The following is a 19,757-nucleotide window of genomic DNA, read 5'->3' on the forward strand; positions in this document are numbered from 1 at the left end:
GCGTCAGCCGGCCGTATTGAGCACGGCCTCGATCCGGTAACCGTCGGGGTCGATCACGAACGCGGCGTAGTAGTGCGGGCCGTATTCGGGGCGCAGCCCCGGCGGCCCGTTGTCACGTCCGCCGTGTTCGAGTGCGGCGGCGTGAAAGAGATCGACTTGCTGGCGCTGACTGGCGGCAAACGCCAGATGGAAGCCCGGCCCTGGAATGGCGATGCCTTCCGGCACGAGTTTCAGGGCCAGCTTGTCGCCGCCGCCGGGATAGCCATAGCCGACCGCGGTGTCGTCGCTCCAGACTCGTACGAAACCTAGCGGCGACAGTACCGCGTCGTAGAAAGACGCGGCCCGTTCGAGATCCCGAACAGCGAAAGAAATGTGATGAAGCATGAGGATCGTCGCGCTGCCGCTGCCGGAAGCGCGACGCGGATGTCAGGCGACGGAGCCGATCGCCTCGGCGAGGTAGTCGACCATTTCCATGCTGACGCCGGCAATGTTGATGCGGCCGTCGCGAGTCATATAGATGTGATGCCGCTCACGCAGGATATCGACCGCCTCGGGCGTCAGAGGGATGGTCGAGAACATACCGCGCTGTTTCTCGATCACAGCAGCCATCTCGGCGCTGCAAGTCCGAGCCAATGCAGCCGACAGTGCGCGTCGGAGCGAAAGCATCCGATTGCGCATGGCATCGACTTCATTGCGCCAATCGTCACTGAGTGCCGCATCGCTCAGGATGCGGGCAACGATCGCCGCGCCGTGATCCGGCGGCATCGAATACGAGCTGCGAGCGATCTTGCGAAGATGGCTGGCGGTCGCGGTCGTCTGGCTGCTGGATTCCGTCAGCACCATGAGCGCGCCGACGCGTTCACGATACAAACCAAAGTTCTTCGAACAGGACACGGCGATGAGCGCCTCAGGCACGGTCGCTGCAATCAAGCGCGCACCTTCGGCGTCCGCCTCGATGCCTTCGCCCAGACCCTGATATGCGATGTCGACGAAGGGCACGAGCCGACGTTGCAACAGAACATCGGCGACCTTGCGCCACTGTTCCACTGACAGATCCGCGCCGGTCGGGTTGTGACAGCAGCCGTGCAACAGCACGACATCGCCGGCGGGCAGCGTGTTCAGACGTTCCAGCATCGCATCGAACCTGACCGTGCCGGTGCGAGCTTCGAAGTAGGGATAGCGCTCGAGTTTCAGGCCGGCGCCGCTCAGCAACGGCACATGGTTGGCCCAGGTCGGATCGCTGACGTGAATCGTCGGATTGAAACCGCTGACGGTCAGCAGGTCGGCGCCCAAACGCAACGCTCCGCAGCCCCCGGGTGACTGCAAAGCGCGCAACCGGCCACTGGTCAGTGCCGGATGCTTGCTGCCGAGGACCAGCTCGGGCATCAGCGCATTGAACTGATCGTTGCCGGCCGGGCCCAGGTAGGTCTTGGTCTGTTGGTCGGCGAGCACAGCCTGTTCAGCCGCCCGCACGGCGCGCAGTACCGGGGTTTTGCCTTGCTGGTCCTTATAGACACCCACCCCCAGATCGATCTTCACGGCGGCCGGGTCGGCGCGAAACGCCGCCATCAGGCCGAGAATGGGGTCCTCGGGAAGCGCTTGCAGGTTCTGAAACAAGGGGTTACTCCCAAATGGGCGGGCGGCGCCGAGCGCGCCGAAGGGCCCATATCTTAAAGAGCTGCCGGCCGCTCGGCCATGGGCTGGTGCCTGCCGCCGCTCAGTGTTGGACGCCACCCGAGCGATACAGCGCGCGCACGAAGTCCGACTGGGTGATGATGCCGACCAGCCGGTTGTCATCGCAGATGACCGGGATGTGGTGATGACCGTGCTCGGAGAAGATCGGCATCAGCTCGCCGACCGACCGGTTCGCACTGACCACGCGCACCTTGGAGCACATGAGCTGGCCGACCGCCTCGGGCTTGGCCGTATGGGTGGTACCACTGCGCTTGATCAGAAGATTGAGTCGCTCGCGCATTCCATCGCTGCGATCCACGTCGGCATGCCGCATGAAGTCGGCTAGAGAAATGATGCCGATGATGCGTTGCTGGCGATCGACCACCGGTAGCGCTTTGACCCGATGGCGACGCATCAGTGCCCAGGCATCCTGCAGGTCGGTCCCGTATTCGACCGTGAACACCTTGCGCGTCATGATGTCTTCACAGCGCAGCTCGCTCATCCGCCGCTCCATGGCATTCATCTCGGCCATGTGCAGGATGTTTTCCAGCTCGTCGCGGCTCACGTCGAGCACCTGGTTGTAACGTTTCAGCACCTCATCCAGATCGGCGGAGCTGAAGCGGCTGGTGCGTGCGACGGGGCGCTCGATCAGCTGGCGGTGGGGATAACGCCGGCCGGTGGCGCTGTTATAGACGATGCCGACGAGCACCAGCAGGACGCTGTTGACCAGCACAGGAAACAGCACGAAATCGAGGGAGCTGGCATGGGTGAGCACCGCGAGCAACGCTGCGGCGCCGCCGGGCGGGTGCAAGCATCGAAGAGCAAACATCACCACGAGTGCAGCGGCAACGGCCACGCCTGCGGCCAGTGCCGGGTCGTCGATGAACTGCACGCACAACACGCCCATCAATGCGGAAATCGTGTTGCCGCCGACCACGGACCAGGGCTGGGCGAGCGGGCTTGCGGGCACCGCGAATACCAGCACGGCGCTCGCGCCGAGCGGGGCGATCAACCATGCGGCGGTGAGTGAGTCGGCGCACAGGCGACATAAGAACGCTGTGATCGCGATGCCCAGCATCGCGCCCACGATGGCTCGCCATCGCTCCGAGCTATCGACGGCGAGCGGCGCGGGAAGAAAGCTTTTCAGCCAGATCGATACGCTTTCTTGCCAGGTCTGATTGCGAGGGGTTGCGTCGGCGCGGGGCGGATCGAAAGGCGGCACAAATACCAGCGGACAAAGACAAAGGGCGCGCAATATACGAGCGCGCCCCCGCGATTGTCACCGACCGGCTGGGCATACCGTCATGCCCAGCACGGCCCGGGCGGCTTACCACCACGCGGTGTAGAGAGCGGCGAGAATCGCCAGCACGCCGAGCGAGCACACGTTGAAGCTCGGCGAGGTCTTGTAGCTTACGTCCGTGGTGTTGACCTGATTCTTGGCGGCCGCGGCCGGCTGCCACAGCGAGAACGCGACCGCCAGCGCAAGTGCCAGCAGGAACACCACCATCATGCGATCCATGAAGGGCAGGGACGGCCACAGCGCCTTGATCGCAATCGACAGCGCGAACGAGCCGATCGTCGCGGCGAGCGCGCCGGCTTCGGTGGCGCGCTTCCAGAACAAGCCCAGCATGAAGATCACGACGATGCCCGGCGTGAAGAAACCGGTGTACTCCTGAATGTATTGGAACGCCTGATCGAAGCTGCCCAGCAGCGGCCGCGCCGTCAGGATCGCCAGCAGGATGGAAACGCCGGCGGTGATCCGTCCCACCAGGACCAGCTGTTTCTCGGGTTTGGGCTGGCCCATCTTGTTGTAGATGTCCAGCGTGAAGATGGTCGCAATGGAATTGATCTTGGATGCGGTGGAGGCAATGATCGCCGCGATCAGCGCCGCGAACACCAGGCCGGCAATGCCGGTCGGCAGCAGCCGCATCATCGTCGGATACGCCTCGTCGGGCTTCGCCAGGTCCGGCGCGAGAATCACGGCGGCAATGCCCGGCAACACGATGATTACGGGCATCAGCAGCTTCAGGAACGCCGCGAAGATCACGCCTTTCTGCGCTTCTGCGAGGCTCTTGGCTGCCAGCGCGCGCTGGATGATGTATTGGTTGAAGCCCCAGTAGCTCAGATTCGCGATCCACATGCCGCCGATCAGCACCGACAGGCCCGGCAGATCTTTGTAATAGGGATGCGCAGAGTCGAGGATCATGTGGAAATGTCCCGGCGCGCGTTCGAGCAAGGTATCGAAACCCGCCACGATGCCCTGGTTGCCGCTGATCTCATTCAGCGTCAGCCACGAGACCAGCAGGCCGCCGAGCACCAGCAACGACACCTGCACGATGTCGGTCATGGCAACCGCACGCAATCCACCGCGCAGCTGATACACGAGCGCGAACAGACCCAAGCCCACCAGCGCCCACGTTTGATCGGCGCCCGTGACTTTCGCGACCGCGATCGAGCCCAGCCAGATGATGGAAGTGAGATTCACGAAGATATACAGGCCGAGCCAGAACACCGCCATCAAGGTGCGGATCCGCGTCCCGTAGCGTTGCTCCAGGAACTGCGGCATGGTGTAGATCTTGTTTTCCAGGAAGATCGGCAGGAACCATTTGCCGACGATCACCAAGGTCAGCGCCGCCATCCATTCATAGGAGGCGATGGCCAGGCCGATCGCATAGCCCGAGCCCGACATGCCGACGATCTGCTCGGCCGAAATATTCGCGGCAATGAGCGAGGCGCCGATGGCCCACCAGGGCAGGGTCTTGGAGGCCAGGAAGTATTCCGCGGAGTCTTTTTCCTGGCCGTCGCGTTCGCGCGAGACCCACTGCGCGAGGGCGAACAGACCGATGGCGTAGATGACGATGATGATCAGATCGAGCGTGGCGAGCTGCATGGTGGTGTTCGCTATCCGTGGTCTCGGTTCGTCGTCGTGGAGCCGTTCAGCTGCGGCGTCTTAGAAATGGAACGCGGCGCTTTGCTGACGGTGGCCGAGCTTGAAGGCGTCCGCGACGAGTTGCAATGGTGTCGGGTCCACGTCGCTGGCGCCGGCCGCGATCAGCTGGGAGAAGCGCTGGTAAAGCCGCGCATATTCGTGGTCGGTGGCGGCAAGATGCGGCGTCTCGTCAATATATAAGCGGCTGCCGCCGTCGGAGAGCATGAGCGTCTCGCGATCGGTCAGCACTTCGATGTCCCAGCATGGCGTGCCGGAATAGAGAAAGTCGAACGAAGCATCGACGCGCGCCGAGTCATGCAACATTACGACTTCCGCCGAGATAGGCGATGCGCAGTTGCAGGGAAACTCCAGTGTCGCCGAGCGCATCGTGAGCTTGCCAGGCAGGATGCGCGTCAGGATGGACAGCGCATTGATGCCGGGATCGAAGACGCCCATCCCGCCGGCCTGCAGAATCCAATTCTGCCCGGGATGCCAGACGCGAATGTCTTCCTTCCAGGTGACGCGAACCCGTTGGATCGCTCGTTCACTGAGCCACTCGCGTGCCGGCTCGACGCCCGCGGCCTCGCGCGAATGCCACGCGGTAAATAGCGTCAACCCGCGTTGTTGCGCTCGTTGCGCGAGATCGTCGACCTCAGCGACGCTGGTCGCCGGGGGCTTCTCCAGCATGACGTGCAGTCCAGCCTCGATCGCTTCGCGCGCAAGCTCGTAGCGACAGGCGGGCGGGGTGCACAGCGAGACCGCATCGACCTCGATGCCCGAGGCGAGCATCGATGCGATGTCAGTGAAAGTGGACACGTCGGTGACCGGGCCGTCGCGATTCACCGCGGCGACCAGCTCGAAGGCGTCGCTGCGTGCCAGGGTCGGCAAGTGCTGGTCGCGCGCAATTTTTCCCACCCCTACGAGCGCCAGTCTGATCGCTGCTGATCCCACCTTAGAGAACCTCATCGAGCCGGCGCCGGCGACAGACGCTGGCATTTACCAACGCTTGCGGCTATCTTCGTCGCGGCAAAGCTGATTTATATGATATATAGGCTTTATAGACTGCGACACCGCCAATAGCAACAGTGGGGTCACCTTCAGTGCCAGGGGATTTGCATGATCGATAATGGGCAAGGCCGTCGGAAATTGCGCTCGCGTTCCTGGTTCGACAATCCGTCCAATCCGGACATGACCGCGCTGTATATCGAGAAGTACCTCAACTATGGCCTGTCCATCGAGGAGCTGCAGAGCGATCGGCCCATCATCGGCATTGCGCAGACCGGCAGCGATCTGACGCCGTGCAATCGCCAGCACCTGATCCTGGCGGAGCGCGTCAAGGCTGGTATTCGCGAGGCGGGCGGCATTCCGCTGGAATTTCCGCTGCACCCGATTCAAGAGACCGGCAAGCGGCCCACCGCGGGCCTGGATCGCAACCTCGCTTACCTGAGCCTGGTCGAGACCCTGTTCGGCTATCCGCTGGACGGCGTGGTGCTGACCATCGGCTGCGACAAAACAACCACACCCGCCGCGCTGATGGCGGCTGCGACCGTGAATTTACCGGCCATTGCGCTGTCGGTCGGACCCATGCTCAACGGCTTCTACGAGGGGCGCCGCGTCGGTTCGGGCACGATCGTGTGGAAGGCGCGCAGCATGCTCGCGGCCGGCGAGATCGACTATCAAGGCTTCGTGCGATTGGTTGCATCCGCGGCGCCGTCCACCGGCTTCTGCAACACCATGGGCACGGCGACGACCATGAACTCGCTGACCGAAGCGCTGGGCATGTCGCTGCCCGGATCCGCTGCGATTCCTGCGCCGTATCGTGACCGACAGGAATGTGCGTACCGCACGGGCCTGACCATCGTCGAGCTGGTGAATGTGGATCGCAAGCCTTCCGATATTCTCACTCGCGACGCGTTCCTCAATGCGATTCGCGTGAACTCCGCGTTGGGTGGCTCGACTAATGCCCCGATTCACCTCAACGCCATCGCGCGTCATGTCGGTGTAGAGCTGACGCTGGAGGATTGGGAGCGCCACGGCCACGATGTGCCGCTGCTCGTGAATCTGCAGCCGGCTGGCGAATATCTGGGTGAGGATTTCTATCGCGCGGGCGGTGTGCCTGCGGTGGTCGGAGAATTGCTGCGTGCGGGCTTGATCGCCGGCGACGCGTTGACCGTGAACGGTCGTACGATCGGTGAGAATTGCACGAGTGCGCGCAGCCTCGATGAGGACGTCATTCGTCCGTACGCGCGACCTCTGAAGCCCGCGGCCGGTCTGACCGTGCTCAAAGGCAACTTGTTCGATTCGGCGATCATGAAGACCAGCGTGATCTCGCCGGACTTTCGCGCGCGCTATCTGTCCGATCCCAAGGATCCGGATGCGTTCGAAGGCAAGGTCGTCGTGTTCGATGGTCCGGAGGACTATCACTCGCGCATCGACGATCCCGCGCTGGGCATCGACGATCGTTCGATCCTGGTGATTCGCGGCACGGGGCCCATCGGTTATCCCGGCGGTGCCGAGGTCGTGAACATGCGGCCGCCTGCGGCATTGATTCGCGCCGGCGTGGATGCATTGCCCTGTATCGGCGATGGTCGTCAGTCCGGAACGTCGGGCTCGCCATCGATTCTCAATGCGTCGCCCGAGGCGGCGGTCGGTGGCGGTCTGTCGCTGCTGCGTACCGGCGATCGCGTGCGCATCGATTTGCGTCAGCGTGAAGTTCGAGTGTTGCTCGACGATCAGCAGCTCGCGGCGCGTCGCAAAGAGGTTGAGGCCGCGGGGCCGACGCATCCGAAGTCACAAACGCCGTGGCAGGAGATTCATCGCGCGCTGACCGGTCAATTCGAAACCGGCGCGGTGCTTGAAATGGCGGTGAAGTATCAACGCCTGGCGCAGACCGTGGACAACCTGCGAGACAGTCATTAGTTGCGATTCAGATGACGGGGGCAATTTGATGTCGAGACGTTCGATGAGCACGACGCTGGCCAGCGTCGCGCCGCTAAGCCTGATTTGCGCGCTGTCGCTGGCGCCTCCAGTTACGCAGGCCGCCGACTACGCGCGAGCCTCCTTCGGTAAGTTGGCCGATGGCCGAGCGGTCGAAGCGGTCACCTTGAGCAATGGCAAAGGAGTGAAAGCGGCCGTCATCACCTACGGCGCCGCTTTGCAATCGCTGCTGATGCCGGATCGCGCCGGTAAGGTGGCCGATGTGACCCTGGGCTATGCCTCGCTCGACGGCTATCTCACCAAGCCCGAATATTTCGGCGCGACGGTGGGGCGCTTTGCCAATCGACTGGCAGAAGGTCGATTCACGCTGGATGGCAAGGTCTATCAGACGCCGCGCAATGACAACGGCAACGCGCTGCATGGTGGCGAGCGCGGCTTCGACAAGGTTCTCTGGGAAATCGTGGACGTGAAGCGCGGCGACACGGCTTCAGTGCGCATGCGCTACGTCAGCAAGGATGGCGATCAAGGGTATCCGGGAACGCTGACGGTATTCGCCACGTATTCGTTGAACGAATCCAACGAGCTGCGTATCGAATATACGGCGACCACGGATCGCGCGACGATTGCGAACATCACCAATCATGCTTACTGGAACCTGGCGGGCGAGGGCGCCGCGGTGGGCGCGATGGGCCACATGCTCACCATTCCCGCCGAGCACTACACGCCGGTGAACGCGAAATTGATTCCGACGGGCGAATTGAAATCGGTCGCGAACACGGTGTTCGATTTCCGCACGCCGCAGCCGATTGGCGCGCGTGTGCGTGAAGCTCGCGATCCGCAGATCGTTTATGGCAAAGGCTACGATCACAACTTCATGATCGCTCGCGACGTGGCCAAAGAGCCGCGTCTGCTGGCGCGCGTGGAGGAGCCGACCACCGGTCGCGGCTTCGAGCTGCTGTCGAATCAGCCGGCGTTGCAGTTCTACTCGGGCAACTTCATGGATGGCACCGTGATCGGCAAGTCCGGCCGAGCCTATCGCCAGGGCGATGCGCTGGTGCTCGAGCCGCAGCTGCCGCCGGATGTGCCCAATCAGCCCAAACTCGGTTCGGCGCGACTCGAACCGGGCGCGACGTATCGGAACGTCATGGTCTATCGATTGTTTGTAAACGGAGCGCAGGCGCACTGACGCGCAGGCCACCGCACTCATAGGAGAAACCGCATGAATAAAACCGTCTCCACCGCGCTCGTTGCCCTGGTGCAACTGGCGCTGCTGTTCCTGTCGCCGGCCTTTGCGGCCGAACGATGGTCAGAGCAGCAGGCGCATGAGTGGTACAACCGTCAGCCCTGGCTGGTCGGTGCCAATTACATTCCCGCGAACGCCATCAACCAGCTGGAAATGTGGCAGGCCGACACCTTCGACACCGCGACCATCGACAAGGAGCTCGGTTGGGCGCAGTCCATCGGCATGAACACCATGCGCGTCTATCTGCACAATCTGTTGTGGGAGCAGGACGCGAAGGGCTTCAAGCAGCGCATCGATGCGTTCCTCGCGATCGCGGCCAAGCACAACATCAAGCCCATCTTCGTGTTGTTCGACAGCTGCTGGGATCCGGAGCCGAAGCTGGGCCCGCAGCGTCCGCCGATTCCGGGTGTGCACAACCCGGGTTGGGTGCAAGCGCCGGGACGCGCGCGGCTGGAGGATGTTTCCGGTTATCCCAAGCTGCGTGAGTACGTGCAGGGCGTCGTTGGCGCGTTCGCCAAGGATCCCCGCATTCTGGCGTGGGACGTTTGGAACGAGCCCGATAACGACGGGGGCGGCAACTATCCCAAGCACGCCAGCAAGCAGAAGCACGTCGAGACGCTGTTGAGCCAGGTGTTCGACTGGGCGCGCTCGCAGAAGCCGACGCAACCGCTGACCAGCGGCCTGTGGCATCACGACGACTGGTCGTCGTTGGACAAGCTCAATGCGATCGAGAAGATCCAGATCACCCAGTCCGACATCATTTCCTTCCACGACTACAGCTGGCCCGAGGTGTTCGAGCGCCGCGTGAAGCAGCTGCAGGCCTACGGCCGTCCTCTGCTGTGCACCGAATATATGGCGCGCGGCAATGGCTCGACGTTCGACAACACGTTGCCGCTCGGCAAGCGTTACAACGTCGCCATGGTCAACTGGGGCTTCGTGGACGGCAAGTCGCAGACGCGCATGCCTTGGGATTCCTGGAAGAAGCCGTACACGCTGGAAGAGCCGACGATCTGGTTCCACGACGTGTTCCGCGCCGACGGCACACCGTATCGTGCTGCTGAAACCGAGTTGATCAAGCGCCTGACCAGCTCGCCGCGCGACGCGGCCGGCACGCAATAACGTCTCCCTGGGACGAGGCCACGGACGGCCTCGTCTCACTCTCGGCGACGCTCAGCGTCGCTTTGCTGCCTTGCCGTTCTTCTCCGGCTCGCTGCTCTCCATCAGATCGAGCACGTCGCTGACTAGCTTCTTCATCGCGATCCGCGCCTTGTCCGGCTGACGCTTCATGATCGCGTGCGCCACCGCGGCGTGATCCGGGATGCTGGCCGAGTGTCCCTTGATCCGGTTGGTGAATTGAATCGAGCTGCGCAGCGCCGTGGCGACCACATCCTGGAACTGCGCGAAGAACGGGTTCTTCGAGCCTTTCAATACCGCGACGTGAAAGGCGATATCGGCTTCGAGAATCTGATCGGCGCCGGTCTCGGCCGCTTTCATCCGCTCCAGGCCGGCGTTGATGGCCGCCAGCTCGCTGTCATCGGCGAGCACTGCGGCGAGTGCCGCCGCTTCGGGCTCGATGGCGCTGCGCAGCTGGTTGAATTGTCTGAGCAGCTCGATGGAAAACTTCCGATTCAGCAGCCAGCGCAGCACATCGGTATCGAACAGATTCCACGACGAGCGCGGCTGCACGATCGTTCCCTGGCGCGGGCGGGCGCTGACCAGTCCTTTCGCGGTCAGCATCTTGACCGCTTCGCGCGTCACCGAGCGGCTCACGCCATGCTGTTTGGCGAGCTCCGCTTCGGTGGGAAACGGGCCATTGTCGTATTGACCAGTCACGATGGCGCGGCCCAGTGCATCGAGCAGGCCATGCGTGAGGTTTCGACCAAGGTTGAGCCGCAGCTCCGCGGGTGAGGTATCGATCACGGCGACGACTTGAATGTCCTATTCGTCATATAAATGAACAGTACCATTCAGCGGCGCTCCCTGCCAGAACGGATCGACCCAACGCGCGCGGGCTGCGCAATACTCAGACTATCGATGTCGCATGTCTTTTCCGGAGCCGCCGCTCTTGCGCGGCCGGGAAGCCACGTTCGCGGACGCTGTGTCGTCTTCGGGCTCGCCATCGGTGTACGTCGGACCTTCGCGATCCTCTCCGGGAGCGGGCTTGCCTGGCAGCGGCCGTAGCGCTTTCGCCTTTTCCAGATCGATGCCTGCCCCCTGGGCGACGCGGGTGCCGTAATCCTGATCACAGTGCCAGAAGTGCCACACCATGCGCAGCTGGATCGGCTCCTGGCATTGCTTCAGATCGGTCACCAGGTTGTTGATCAGATCGTCGCGCTCCCAGTTCTCGAAGGTGCGATAGCGCTCGCCGGCTTGTTTGTAATCGTCGGCGGTCTTGGTGGTTTGATAACGGCCGAGATGGCCCTCGACATACTGGTGATAGTCCGGGCCGCGGCGCGTGGCTTCGCGCAATCCGCCCATGTTGCTCGGCTCGTAATTGACGTGCGGATTCTCGCCGCCGCCGTCGACGGCATAAGCCATCTGGCCGTCGCGCTGATTGGTCGTGGAGGGTTTTGCCGGCGCATTCACCGGCAGTTGCAGATAGTTGGGCCCGACGCGATAGCGCTGCGTGTCCGAGTAGGAAAGCGTACGACCCTGCAGCATCTTGTCGTCGGAGAAGTCGATGCCGTCGACCAGCACACCGGTGCCGAACGCGGCCTGCTCGGTTTCCGCGAACACGTTTGCCGGATTCTGATCGAGCACCAGCCGGCCGACCGGCAACAAGGGAAACCGATCTTCGGGCCAGCGCTTGGTGTCGTCGAGCGGGTCGAAGTCGAGCTCCGGATGCTCGCCATCGGCCATGATCTGCACGCACATTTCCCACTCCGGAAATTCGCGCCGCTCGATGGCGTCGTGCAAATCACGGGTCGCGTGACCCACATCGCGCGCCTGAATCTCGGTGGCCTGCTCGCTGGTCAGATTCTTCACGCCGAGCTTGGGCTCGAATGAGAATTTGCACAGCACTGCCTGACCGCGCGAGTCGATGAGTTTGTATGTATTCACGCTCGAGCCTTCCATGTGGCGATAATCCGCGGGAATGCCCCAAGGACTTTTTACCCACGTGACCATGTGCAGCGCTTCGGGATGCAGCGACACGAAATCGTAGAAGCGCCACGGCTCCTGCCGGTTGGTCACCGGGTCGGGCTTGAATGCATGAATCATGTCCGGGAACTTGATGGCGTCGCGAATGAAGAAGATCTTCAGATTGTTGCCGACCAGGTCCCAGTTGCCGTCGATGGTCTTGAACTTGATCGCGAAGCCGCGCGGATCGCGCGCTGTCTCCGGCGATTCCTTGCCGCCGATGACAGTAGAGAAGCGCACGAACACCGGTGTCTTGATGCCGCTTTGTGTCAGCACTTTCGCACGCGTGTATTTAGTGGCGGGTTCCTTGCCAATTTTTCCGTACGCCTCGAAATATCCATGGGCGCCCGTGCCGCGCGCATGTACGACACGCTCGGGGATGCGCTCGCGATCGAAGTGTGTGATCTTCTCGATGAAGTGATAATTCTCGAGCGTCGCCGGGCCGCGCTCGCCCACGGAGCGCAGGCTCTGATTGTCGGTGACTGGATGACCCTGACGAGTAGTCAGCGTGCGATGGTGTTCGGCCATGAGAAGCTCCTTCGATGAGCGCGGTACGGGGGACGTTCGAGGGGAATCCTTGCGCGCCGCTTGCCGTTCCTTGGCCTTATCCGCAATGGCCGGAGCCGCCAGTCGTGCTGTATGCTGCGCGAAAGCGAGGACTGCGTGAATAACGAGCAACCAGCAACGCCGGATGACGATGAGGAACAGCGGGAGTACAGCTCGCCGGCTTGTTACCTGCACGAGTTCGAGTCATCTCATCGGGTCGACTCGGCATCCCGAGTCATCCATGCACCGCCCGAGAAAATCTATCGCGCGCACCTGGATCCGCGTGCGCTCATGTCTTGGTTGCCGCCCGAAGGCATGACCGGTCGCGTCGAGCAGTTCGAGCCGCGCGTTGGTGGCACGTATCGAATGGTGCTTACCTATGGGCAACCGTCCGCCGCTGCCAAGACCACCGAGGATTCCGATTGTGTGCAGGGGCGGTTCGTCGAGCTGGTGCCCGATCGTCTCATTGCCCAAATTGTCACGTTCGACTCCGACGACGCGGCGTTCGCAGGTGAGATGAAGATTACCTGGACGTTCATGCCGGTGCCGGAGGGCACGCGCGTGGACGTTCGTTGCGAGAACGTGCCCAGAGGCATCCGTCCGGACGATCACGCCGCAGGTCTGGCGTCTTCGCTGCAGAATCTGGCGAAGTTTTGCGAATGAGTCGACACAGCAGGGGTGCTTGGCCCATGCTGATGCGATGGCCACCAGAGTCTTCGCCGTCTCGGACATTCACGTCGACTACGACGTCAATTTCCAATGGGTGCGGCGTCTGTCGAGAGCGGACTATCGCGACGACATCCTGATTCTGGCCGGCGATGTGACTCACAAGCTGGCCGAGCTGGCGAGCTGCCTGAACGAGTTCGCGACTCGCTTCCTCAAGGTGCTGTTCGTGCCCGGCAACCACGACGTGTGGGTCTTGGGGGAGGCACCGGAGCGGACGTCGTTGCAGAAATTCGCCGATGTCATGGCCGTGGTCGAGCGCAACGGCGCTTCCATGCAGCCCCATCGGCACGGCGACGTGCTGATCGCGCCGTTGCTCAGCTGGTACGACTATTCGTTTGGCGAGCCCAGCGCCGACTTACGCGACATGTGGATGGACTTCCACGCCTGCCGCTGGCCGGCAGGCTTCGGGCCGAGCGATGCAGCGAGGTATTTCATGGATCGGAATCAGCACATTTCCACGCACGGTGCCAGCAGGATCATCACGTTCTCCCACTTCATGCCGCGCATCGATCTGATCCCCGCTCATGTTTCGAGCCGGCACCGGCTGCTCGATCCCGTGCTCGGCAGCGTCCGGATCGATCGGCAGTTGCGGCAACTAGGGTCGAGCATGCACGTATATGGTCACAGCCATATCAATCGCCGCATCAGCATCGATGGTGTAACGTACATCAACAATGCTTTTGGATATCCAGGCGAGGAGCGCATCACCACGCGTCAGCTGCTGCGCATCGACGAGCTATGACACCCGCACGCCAAGACAACCTGGTCGCCAGCGAGCATCACATCGATGTGTGGCTGGCGTATTACCACGACATTGCCGATCCGCGTCTGCACCAGGAATACCGCGCGCTGCTGACCGAAGAGGAGCGCGGCAAGGAATTCCGTTTCTATTTTCCAGACGATCAGCGGCGCTATCTGGTGACTCGTGCCCTGGTGCGCACCGTGCTGTCTCGCTATCTGCGGGTGCCGCCCATGGCTTGGCAATTCTCGAACAATCATTACGGCCGGCCTGAGATCGCAAATTTCGGTCGGGATGAATGTGGCCTGTGTTTCAACATCTCGCACACTCGTGGGCTGATCGCGCTGGGCGTCACTCAACGTCGTGAGCTGGGCGTCGATGTGGAGAATCTGCGCACCCGCGAGGTGTCGCTCGAGATTGCCGATCGATTTTTTGCCAAAGCTGAAGTGGACGAGCTCGCGACCGTGCCCAAGGAGCGGCAACAGGACCGATTCTTCGAGTACTGGACGTTCAAGGAGTCCTACATCAAGGCGCGCGGCATGGGTCTGTCGATTCCGCTCGGCCAATTCAGCTTTCATTATCCGCATGAGCGCGCCGTGAATCTGGCTGTCGATCCGCAGCTGGGCGACGACGCGAATCGGTGGAGCTTCTGGCAGTATCGACCGACGGATGAATATTTGATGGCCGTCTGCGCGGAGCGCCGCACCGAGCGCACTCCATCGCTGACTCTGCGGAAGGTCGTGCCCCTGGTGAGCGACGAGATCGTCGCGCCGCAGGTGCTGAAAACGTCGGAGCCTGCGGCGACGTAGCGAGACTATTGCGCGAGCTTGGTGAACACGTCGATCAGGCCGATGACCGCGGGGCCGATGACGACCAGGAAGAACGAGGGAAACAGGAACAGCACCAAAGGAAAAATCATCTTGGTGCCGATCTTCGCGGCCTGTTCCTCGGCGGCCTGCGTGCGCTTGTCGCGAAACTCCTCGGAGTACACGCGCAGAGCATCGGCGATGCTCGTACCGAAGCGCATCGTTTGCACCAACAGTGCAGTCATGCCGCGAATGTCTTCCAGTCCGGTTCGCTCCGAAAGATTCTTCAACGCCGCGCCGCGTTCGACGCCGGCTCGCATCTCGGCGTTCACCAGGGCGAGCTCCTCTCCCAACGCCGGATGACTCACCGCCAACTCGTCGGCGACTCGTGCCAACGCCGGTGCCAGGCCCAGCCCGGATTCGACGCACACGACCAGCAGATCCAAAGCGTCGGGAAAACCGGCGCGCAAGGCGCGCTGTCGGGTAGCGACCTGACGATCGAGCCACATGGAACAACTGATCCAGCCGAGATAGCCGGCGCCGGCTGCGTACAGCATCAGCTGATTGGTGGTGATCTTTGGCAGCAATGGCGAAGCCAGCAGGACGGCGATCGGAGGAATCATGACTGCCAGCGCCTTGACGCCGTAGTACAAAGTGCGCGCACTCGGTGAACGATAGCCGGCATGGATGAGCAAGCGTTCGATGCGCTGCCGCTCGCGATCGGAGCGGGGCGTGACGATCGCTGCGAAGTTGCTCAAGCTCTCGGCCATCGTCGCTGCCGCGGTCAGTCGCTCGCCACTGCCCAAGCCGAGCTGTCCGAGACGACGGCGAACCGGATCGACCAGTCCCATGATGAAGGCGGACAAGCCCATGCTCAGCGCAAACGCGGCCGCGGCTGCGAGCGCCATGAACAGAATGCCGGCACTGCCGCTGTCGCCGAGAAAGTCCTGCAAGGCAATCAGTATTGCGTCCATGGGCAGCTCCTAGACTTCGATGCGGACCAGGCGGCGAATCCACAGAATGCCGATGGTGCCCATCACGATGGAGCAGGTAATCAACTTCGATCCCATGGGGTGCTGCGTCAGGTGGCCCAGGTATTCCGGATGTAACATCCAGAGCATGCCGAACAGCACCAGCGGCGTCAGCGACAGGATCCAGCCCGACAGACGGCCCTCCGCGGACAGTGTCCTGACCCGGCGCTGGAAGCGAAAGCGGCCGCGAATCACGCCGCTGATCTTCGCCAGATTCTCGGCGAGATTGCCGCCGGCCTCGCGCTGTACGATCACTGCTGTGATCAATGCAGTGACCGAAACGCTCGGCACCCGCTGCAGCAGTCCGAACAGTGCACGACGCGGATCGTTGCCATAACTCAGATCGGCGAATGTCAATTCGAACTCGCGCGAGATGGGCTCGTCCATATCCTCGGCCACGAGCTTCAGGCAATGATTGAAGGGATGTCCCGCCTTGAGCGCGCGCTGAATCATGTCGATCGCGTCGGGCATTTGCTCGTCGAAGCGCGCGAATCGTTGCGCACGCTGACGCAGGACGACGAAGAAAGGCGCGAGCAGGCCGATACCGCCGCCTGCCACTGTCACGGGCCACCATCGTGACATGATCCATCCCGCCAGCATGCCGCCGATCGACAAACAGATCGCGAGCAACACGACGCGATAGGCCGGAGTGTCGCGGCCTGCCTGTTCGAGAATGCGAGCAAAGCGTTCCATGCCGGGCAGCGATTCCAGCATGCGCTCGAAGGAGGACAGATCGCGCAGATACTTTTCCCGGAGCAGCGATGTGAACTCCGGTCCGCCCGACGCATCGGCCAGTCGTTGCAATCGCGCCTGGATGCGCTTGCTCATCTTGCGCGATTCGCTGAAGGCTGGCACGACGGTGCCTTGCAGCAGCAGCACGACGGTGAAGAACACCAGCAGGGCGAATAACCAGAGGCCGTTCGACATGGTCGTATCTCCAGTCACTACTTGCGCAGGAGCGGGGTGCTCAGGCCATCGGGCCGAAACAGCTCCATCGGCAGCTCGATGCCCCGGGCATGCACGTCTCGCAGGAACGCCGGAACGATGCCTGTGGCTTTGAGCTCACCGAGGACATTGCCCTTGGCGTCGATGCCGCGGCGCTCGAAGGCAAACAGCTCCGTCGAGGTGATGATGTCGCCCTCCATGCCATTGATCTCCTGCAGACTGACGACGCGCCGCCGGCCGTCCTCCATGCGCTCGACCTGAATGACGATGTCGATGGCCGAGGCGATCTGCGAGCGCAGCGCCTTGGTCGGAAAACTGATGCCCGTCATCGACACCATGTTTTCGATTCGGCCCAGCGCATCTCGCGGTGTGTTGGCGTGGATGGTGGTCAACGAGCCGTCGTGACCGGTGTTCATGGCCTGCAACATGTCGAGCGCTTCGCCACCGCGCACTTCGCCCAGCACGATTCGATCGGGCCGCATGCGCAAGCTGTTTCTTACCAGATCGCGCTGAGTGACCGAGCCGCGTCCCTCGATGTTCGGCGGACGTGTTTCCAATCGCACTACGTGCGGCTGTTGCAGCTGCAACTCCGCGGAATCTTCGATCGTGACGATGCGATCTGTGTCAGGAATGAAGCCTGACATCAAGTTGAGCAGGGTGGTCTTGCCGGCGCCAGTGCCTCCCGATACCACCACATTCAGGCGTGTCTTGACGATGGCATTCATGACCTGCGCCAGCGCCGGGGTGAGGCTGCCGAGGCCGATGAGGTCGTCGATGGTGAGCAACTCGACGGCGAAACGTCGGATCGACAATGTCGGTCCATCGATGGCCAGGGGCGGGATGATGGCGTTGACGCGCGAGCCGTCCTTCAGGCGGGCGTCCACCATCGGCGATGACTCATCGATGCGGCGGCCCACCGCCGATACGATGCGATCGATGATGTTCAGCAGATGAGCGTCATTGCTGAATGTGACATTGGTCAGCTCGAGCTTGCCGCGCCGTTCGACATAGACCTGGCGGGCGCCGTTCACGAGAATGTCCGAGACGGTCTTGTCGGCGAGCAGGGGTTCGAGCGGCCCGAGTCCGAGGACTTCATCCTCGATACGCCGAATGATGCGTTGACGTGACGCGATACTGAGCGGCGCGCGCTCTTCGGCGAGCAGGCTCTCGCAGACATCGCGAATTTGCCGGCGGGCATCCTTGTCTTCGACGCCGCCCAGCAGCGACAGGTCGAGCACCTTGAGCAGGCGTTGATATGTGATTTCCTTCCACTCGCGTTCGGCTGGCGATAGCGGCTGCATGCGATCGTCGGCGTCGATCGCGTCGCCCGTGGCGAAGGGGGCCAGATTGAAGTCCGCGCTCATCGGGGTCTCCCGGGGATCAAGCTGGAAAAGGTGCGCGCGATAACGCTGGAGCGCGGTTGAGCGGAAGTTCCACCTAATCGAGTCTCCAAAGTCATCACCGCGCGCGTGATCGAGGCGCTGCCTGCGTAATCGAGCAGAGCAGTGCCGCTGTTGATGCATTCCGAAACCGTCTTGAAGTCGTTCGGAACCAGGGCCGGATCGCTGCACGCCAGCGTTCTTTGCACGTCAGCTGCCGTGATCTCCGAGCTTTTCTCATGGCGGTTGATGACGACGCACAACTGTTCCTTGGCTGCGCCGATGTCCGAGCGCAGCCATTGCATCAGCCGGGTCGCATCGCGCACTGCTGTGACGGATTGCTGAAGAACGATCACGATCTGGTTGGCCCGCTTCATGACTGCGGTCGTGACGGCGTCCACGCAACGTGGCATGTCGACCACGACGTGCTCATGGCTGCGCAAGGCGACCTCGAGCAATCGACTGACGCCGGCGGGGGAGATCGTTCCGGGCGCAAGCGGCTCGTCCGAGCCATGGCTCAGAACGTTCACGCCAGACGCGTGCTTGACGAAGTAGCCGTCGAGTGCCACTTCGTCCAGATGCGTCAGATTCTCCAGTGCCTGCGCGATGCCGCGCTTGGGATAGAGATCCAGATACAACGGCGCGGCCCCGAACTGCAGATCGAGATCGAGCAGGGCAGTGCGCTGTTTCGATTTCGCCGCGAATACGTGCGCGACGTTGCAGGCGAGCATGGTCGCGCCACAGCCGCCCTTGGCATTCATGAACACCGTGATGCGGCCCGCTGTCAGTGGCGTCGGTCGGCGGCGCTCCTCGTGAGCTCTCTTGAGGGCTTGCAACAGGTCGGCTCTGTTGAGCGGATCTGGAATCAGGTCGCGTGCACCGGCCTGCATCGCCAGCCGCATCACGTTCATATCGCTGGCCGGGCCAACGACGATCAGCGCGGGTCTGCGCTCGGGCGGACGTGCCGCGATCGCTTCCAATTCCTCGCGCCACAACTGGCTCAGATGCAGAATGACCAGATCGGGCAGGACTTCGAGGGCGTGCAGCGGATCCACATGCCCGTTGCTGTTGAGCTGGCGGGACGGGGCGAAGCCTGCAGCCGTCAGAAACTGCTCCAGATAGTCGAGGATATCCTTGCGGCGGGAGACCAGCAGGATGTCGAGCGAAGGAATCATACTGGCGTCACCGTGCAGGGCAGGAAGGCCTGCCGCGTTGGGGAATAGCCGAAGCTTTCTCTGGGCACCGTTGCGGTGAATGCCGGCATCAGGAACTCCGGCATGACGAAGGGAATCAGCATTCGCATCGTGTAATCGACGATGCGCACTCGCACGTACCGGATCTGAGCATAGTTGCCGGGCTCGGTGGGATTGGCGAGCGGCACGCCGGCTTGATCGAGATAGGAGACGACGACATGCCCCGTGGTGAGATCTGGGGCGATGCGGCTCGTGCCATTGGCGGTGGCGAATATAGCAACTTGCGCTGGTGCCGAATCGCCGACCGGACACACCGCGGCGACTCTGGCACCCCGTCGGGTGCTTTCGGCAAGTGCATTGGCGACGAACAAGGCGCGCCCGAATTCAATGACGCCAAAGATCAGCGTGAACAGCACGGCGCCGACGATGGCGAACTCGACGCAGGTGACTCCTTGCTGGCGGCGGCGCATC

Annotated in this window: 18 protein-coding genes; 6 read left to right on the plus strand and 12 right to left on the minus strand. The window is 62.4% G+C overall.

Annotated elements, in window-relative coordinates; genetic code table 11:
• Positions 1-3: 3 nt before the first annotated feature.
• The 5 genes from D0550_RS09760 to D0550_RS09780 form a co-directional block, all read right to left on the minus strand.
• On the minus strand, positions 4-384 hold the full coding sequence (locus tag D0550_RS09760; RefSeq protein WP_116808961.1) for a VOC family protein: 381 nt from the start codon (positions 382-384) through the stop codon (positions 4-6).
• A 42-nt stretch (positions 385-426) separates the two neighbouring features.
• On the minus strand, positions 427-1,617 hold the full coding sequence (locus tag D0550_RS09765; protein WP_116808963.1) for an amino acid aminotransferase: 1,191 nt from the start codon (positions 1,615-1,617) through the stop codon (positions 427-429).
• Positions 1,618-1,717: 100 nt separating this feature from the next.
• Entirely contained in the window at positions 1,718-2,827 is a 1,110-nt protein-coding gene (locus D0550_RS09770) for an HPP family protein (protein ID WP_349770711.1), read from the minus strand.
• Positions 2,828-3,001: 174 nt separating this feature from the next.
• Positions 3,002-4,564: a sodium/sugar symporter gene (locus D0550_RS09775; RefSeq protein ID WP_116808965.1), complete on the minus strand. Its 1,563-nt coding sequence runs from the start codon at positions 4,562-4,564 to the stop codon at positions 3,002-3,004.
• A 60-nt stretch (positions 4,565-4,624) separates the two neighbouring features.
• Entirely contained in the window at positions 4,625-5,569 is a 945-nt protein-coding gene (locus D0550_RS09780) for a Gfo/Idh/MocA family protein (RefSeq protein WP_116809058.1), read from the minus strand.
• Between the two features lie 150 nt (positions 5,570-5,719).
• On the opposite strand from D0550_RS09780, the gene D0550_RS09785 reads away from it, so the two are divergent.
• The 3 genes from D0550_RS09785 to D0550_RS09795 are packed head-to-tail and all read left to right on the plus strand — an operon-like array spanning position 5,720 to position 9,902.
• Positions 5,720-7,522 (plus strand): IlvD/Edd family dehydratase, encoded by a 1,803-nt coding sequence (locus tag D0550_RS09785; protein WP_116808966.1) that lies wholly within the window; start codon positions 5,720-5,722, stop codon positions 7,520-7,522.
• 43 nt (positions 7,523-7,565) lie between these two features.
• Positions 7,566-8,726, plus strand: a complete 1,161-nt coding sequence (locus D0550_RS09790; protein WP_206606181.1) for an aldose epimerase family protein — start codon at positions 7,566-7,568, stop codon at positions 8,724-8,726.
• A 33-nt stretch (positions 8,727-8,759) separates the two neighbouring features.
• On the plus strand, positions 8,760-9,902 hold the full coding sequence (locus D0550_RS09795; protein WP_116808970.1) for an endo-1,4-beta-xylanase: 1,143 nt from the start codon (positions 8,760-8,762) through the stop codon (positions 9,900-9,902).
• Between the two features lie 51 nt (positions 9,903-9,953).
• Here D0550_RS09795 and D0550_RS09800 read toward each other — a convergent pair whose 3' ends face one another.
• Positions 9,954-10,700 (minus strand): FadR/GntR family transcriptional regulator, encoded by a 747-nt coding sequence (locus D0550_RS09800; protein WP_116809059.1) that lies wholly within the window; start codon positions 10,698-10,700, stop codon positions 9,954-9,956.
• A gap of 111 nt (positions 10,701-10,811) precedes the next feature.
• Positions 10,812-12,449: a catalase gene (locus D0550_RS09805; RefSeq protein WP_116808972.1), complete on the minus strand. Its 1,638-nt coding sequence runs from the start codon at positions 12,447-12,449 to the stop codon at positions 10,812-10,814.
• A gap of 135 nt (positions 12,450-12,584) precedes the next feature.
• Between D0550_RS09805 and D0550_RS09810 the strand changes: the two genes are divergently transcribed.
• From D0550_RS09810 to D0550_RS09820, 3 genes are read left to right on the plus strand one after another with little or no spacing between them, the layout of a single operon-like run.
• Positions 12,585-13,130 (plus strand): SRPBCC family protein, encoded by a 546-nt coding sequence (locus tag D0550_RS09810; protein WP_241520776.1) that lies wholly within the window; start codon positions 12,585-12,587, stop codon positions 13,128-13,130.
• A 37-nt stretch (positions 13,131-13,167) separates the two neighbouring features.
• Positions 13,168-13,935 carry a metallophosphoesterase gene (locus tag D0550_RS09815; protein ID WP_116808975.1) on the plus strand — a complete coding sequence of 256 codons (768 nt, stop codon included), beginning with the start codon at positions 13,168-13,170 and terminating at the stop codon, positions 13,933-13,935.
• Positions 13,932-14,741 carry a 4'-phosphopantetheinyl transferase family protein gene (locus tag D0550_RS09820; RefSeq protein ID WP_116808977.1) on the plus strand — a complete coding sequence of 270 codons (810 nt, stop codon included), beginning with the start codon at positions 13,932-13,934 and terminating at the stop codon, positions 14,739-14,741. The genes D0550_RS09815 and D0550_RS09820 overlap by 4 nt, the downstream gene beginning before the upstream one ends.
• 5 nt (positions 14,742-14,746) lie before the next feature.
• Here D0550_RS09820 and D0550_RS09825 read toward each other — a convergent pair whose 3' ends face one another.
• Genes D0550_RS09825 through D0550_RS09845 form a run of 5 tightly spaced genes read right to left on the minus strand, consistent with a single transcriptional unit; the run spans position 14,747 to position 19,756 of the window.
• Positions 14,747-15,712 carry a type II secretion system F family protein gene (locus D0550_RS09825; protein WP_116808979.1) on the minus strand — a complete coding sequence of 322 codons (966 nt, stop codon included), beginning with the start codon at positions 15,710-15,712 and terminating at the stop codon, positions 14,747-14,749.
• A 9-nt stretch (positions 15,713-15,721) separates the two neighbouring features.
• A complete protein-coding gene (locus D0550_RS09830; RefSeq protein WP_116808981.1) occupies positions 15,722-16,696 on the minus strand; it encodes a type II secretion system F family protein in 975 nt (324 codons plus the stop codon).
• 17 nt (positions 16,697-16,713) lie between these two features.
• A complete protein-coding gene (locus D0550_RS09835; RefSeq protein ID WP_414717281.1) occupies positions 16,714-18,015 on the minus strand; it encodes a TadA family conjugal transfer-associated ATPase in 1,302 nt (433 codons plus the stop codon).
• A gap of 59 nt (positions 18,016-18,074) precedes the next feature.
• Positions 18,075-19,268, minus strand: coding sequence for a CpaE/TadZ family protein (locus D0550_RS09840; protein ID WP_116808984.1), 1,194 nt, complete (start codon positions 19,266-19,268; stop codon positions 18,075-18,077).
• Positions 19,265-19,756 carry a TadE/TadG family type IV pilus assembly protein gene (locus D0550_RS09845; RefSeq protein WP_116808985.1) on the minus strand — a complete coding sequence of 164 codons (492 nt, stop codon included), beginning with the start codon at positions 19,754-19,756 and terminating at the stop codon, positions 19,265-19,267. The genes D0550_RS09840 and D0550_RS09845 overlap by 4 nt, the downstream gene beginning before the upstream one ends.
• Position 19,757: the final 1 nt, after the last annotated feature.

The sequence above is a fragment of the Steroidobacter cummioxidans genome, assembly GCF_003104955.1.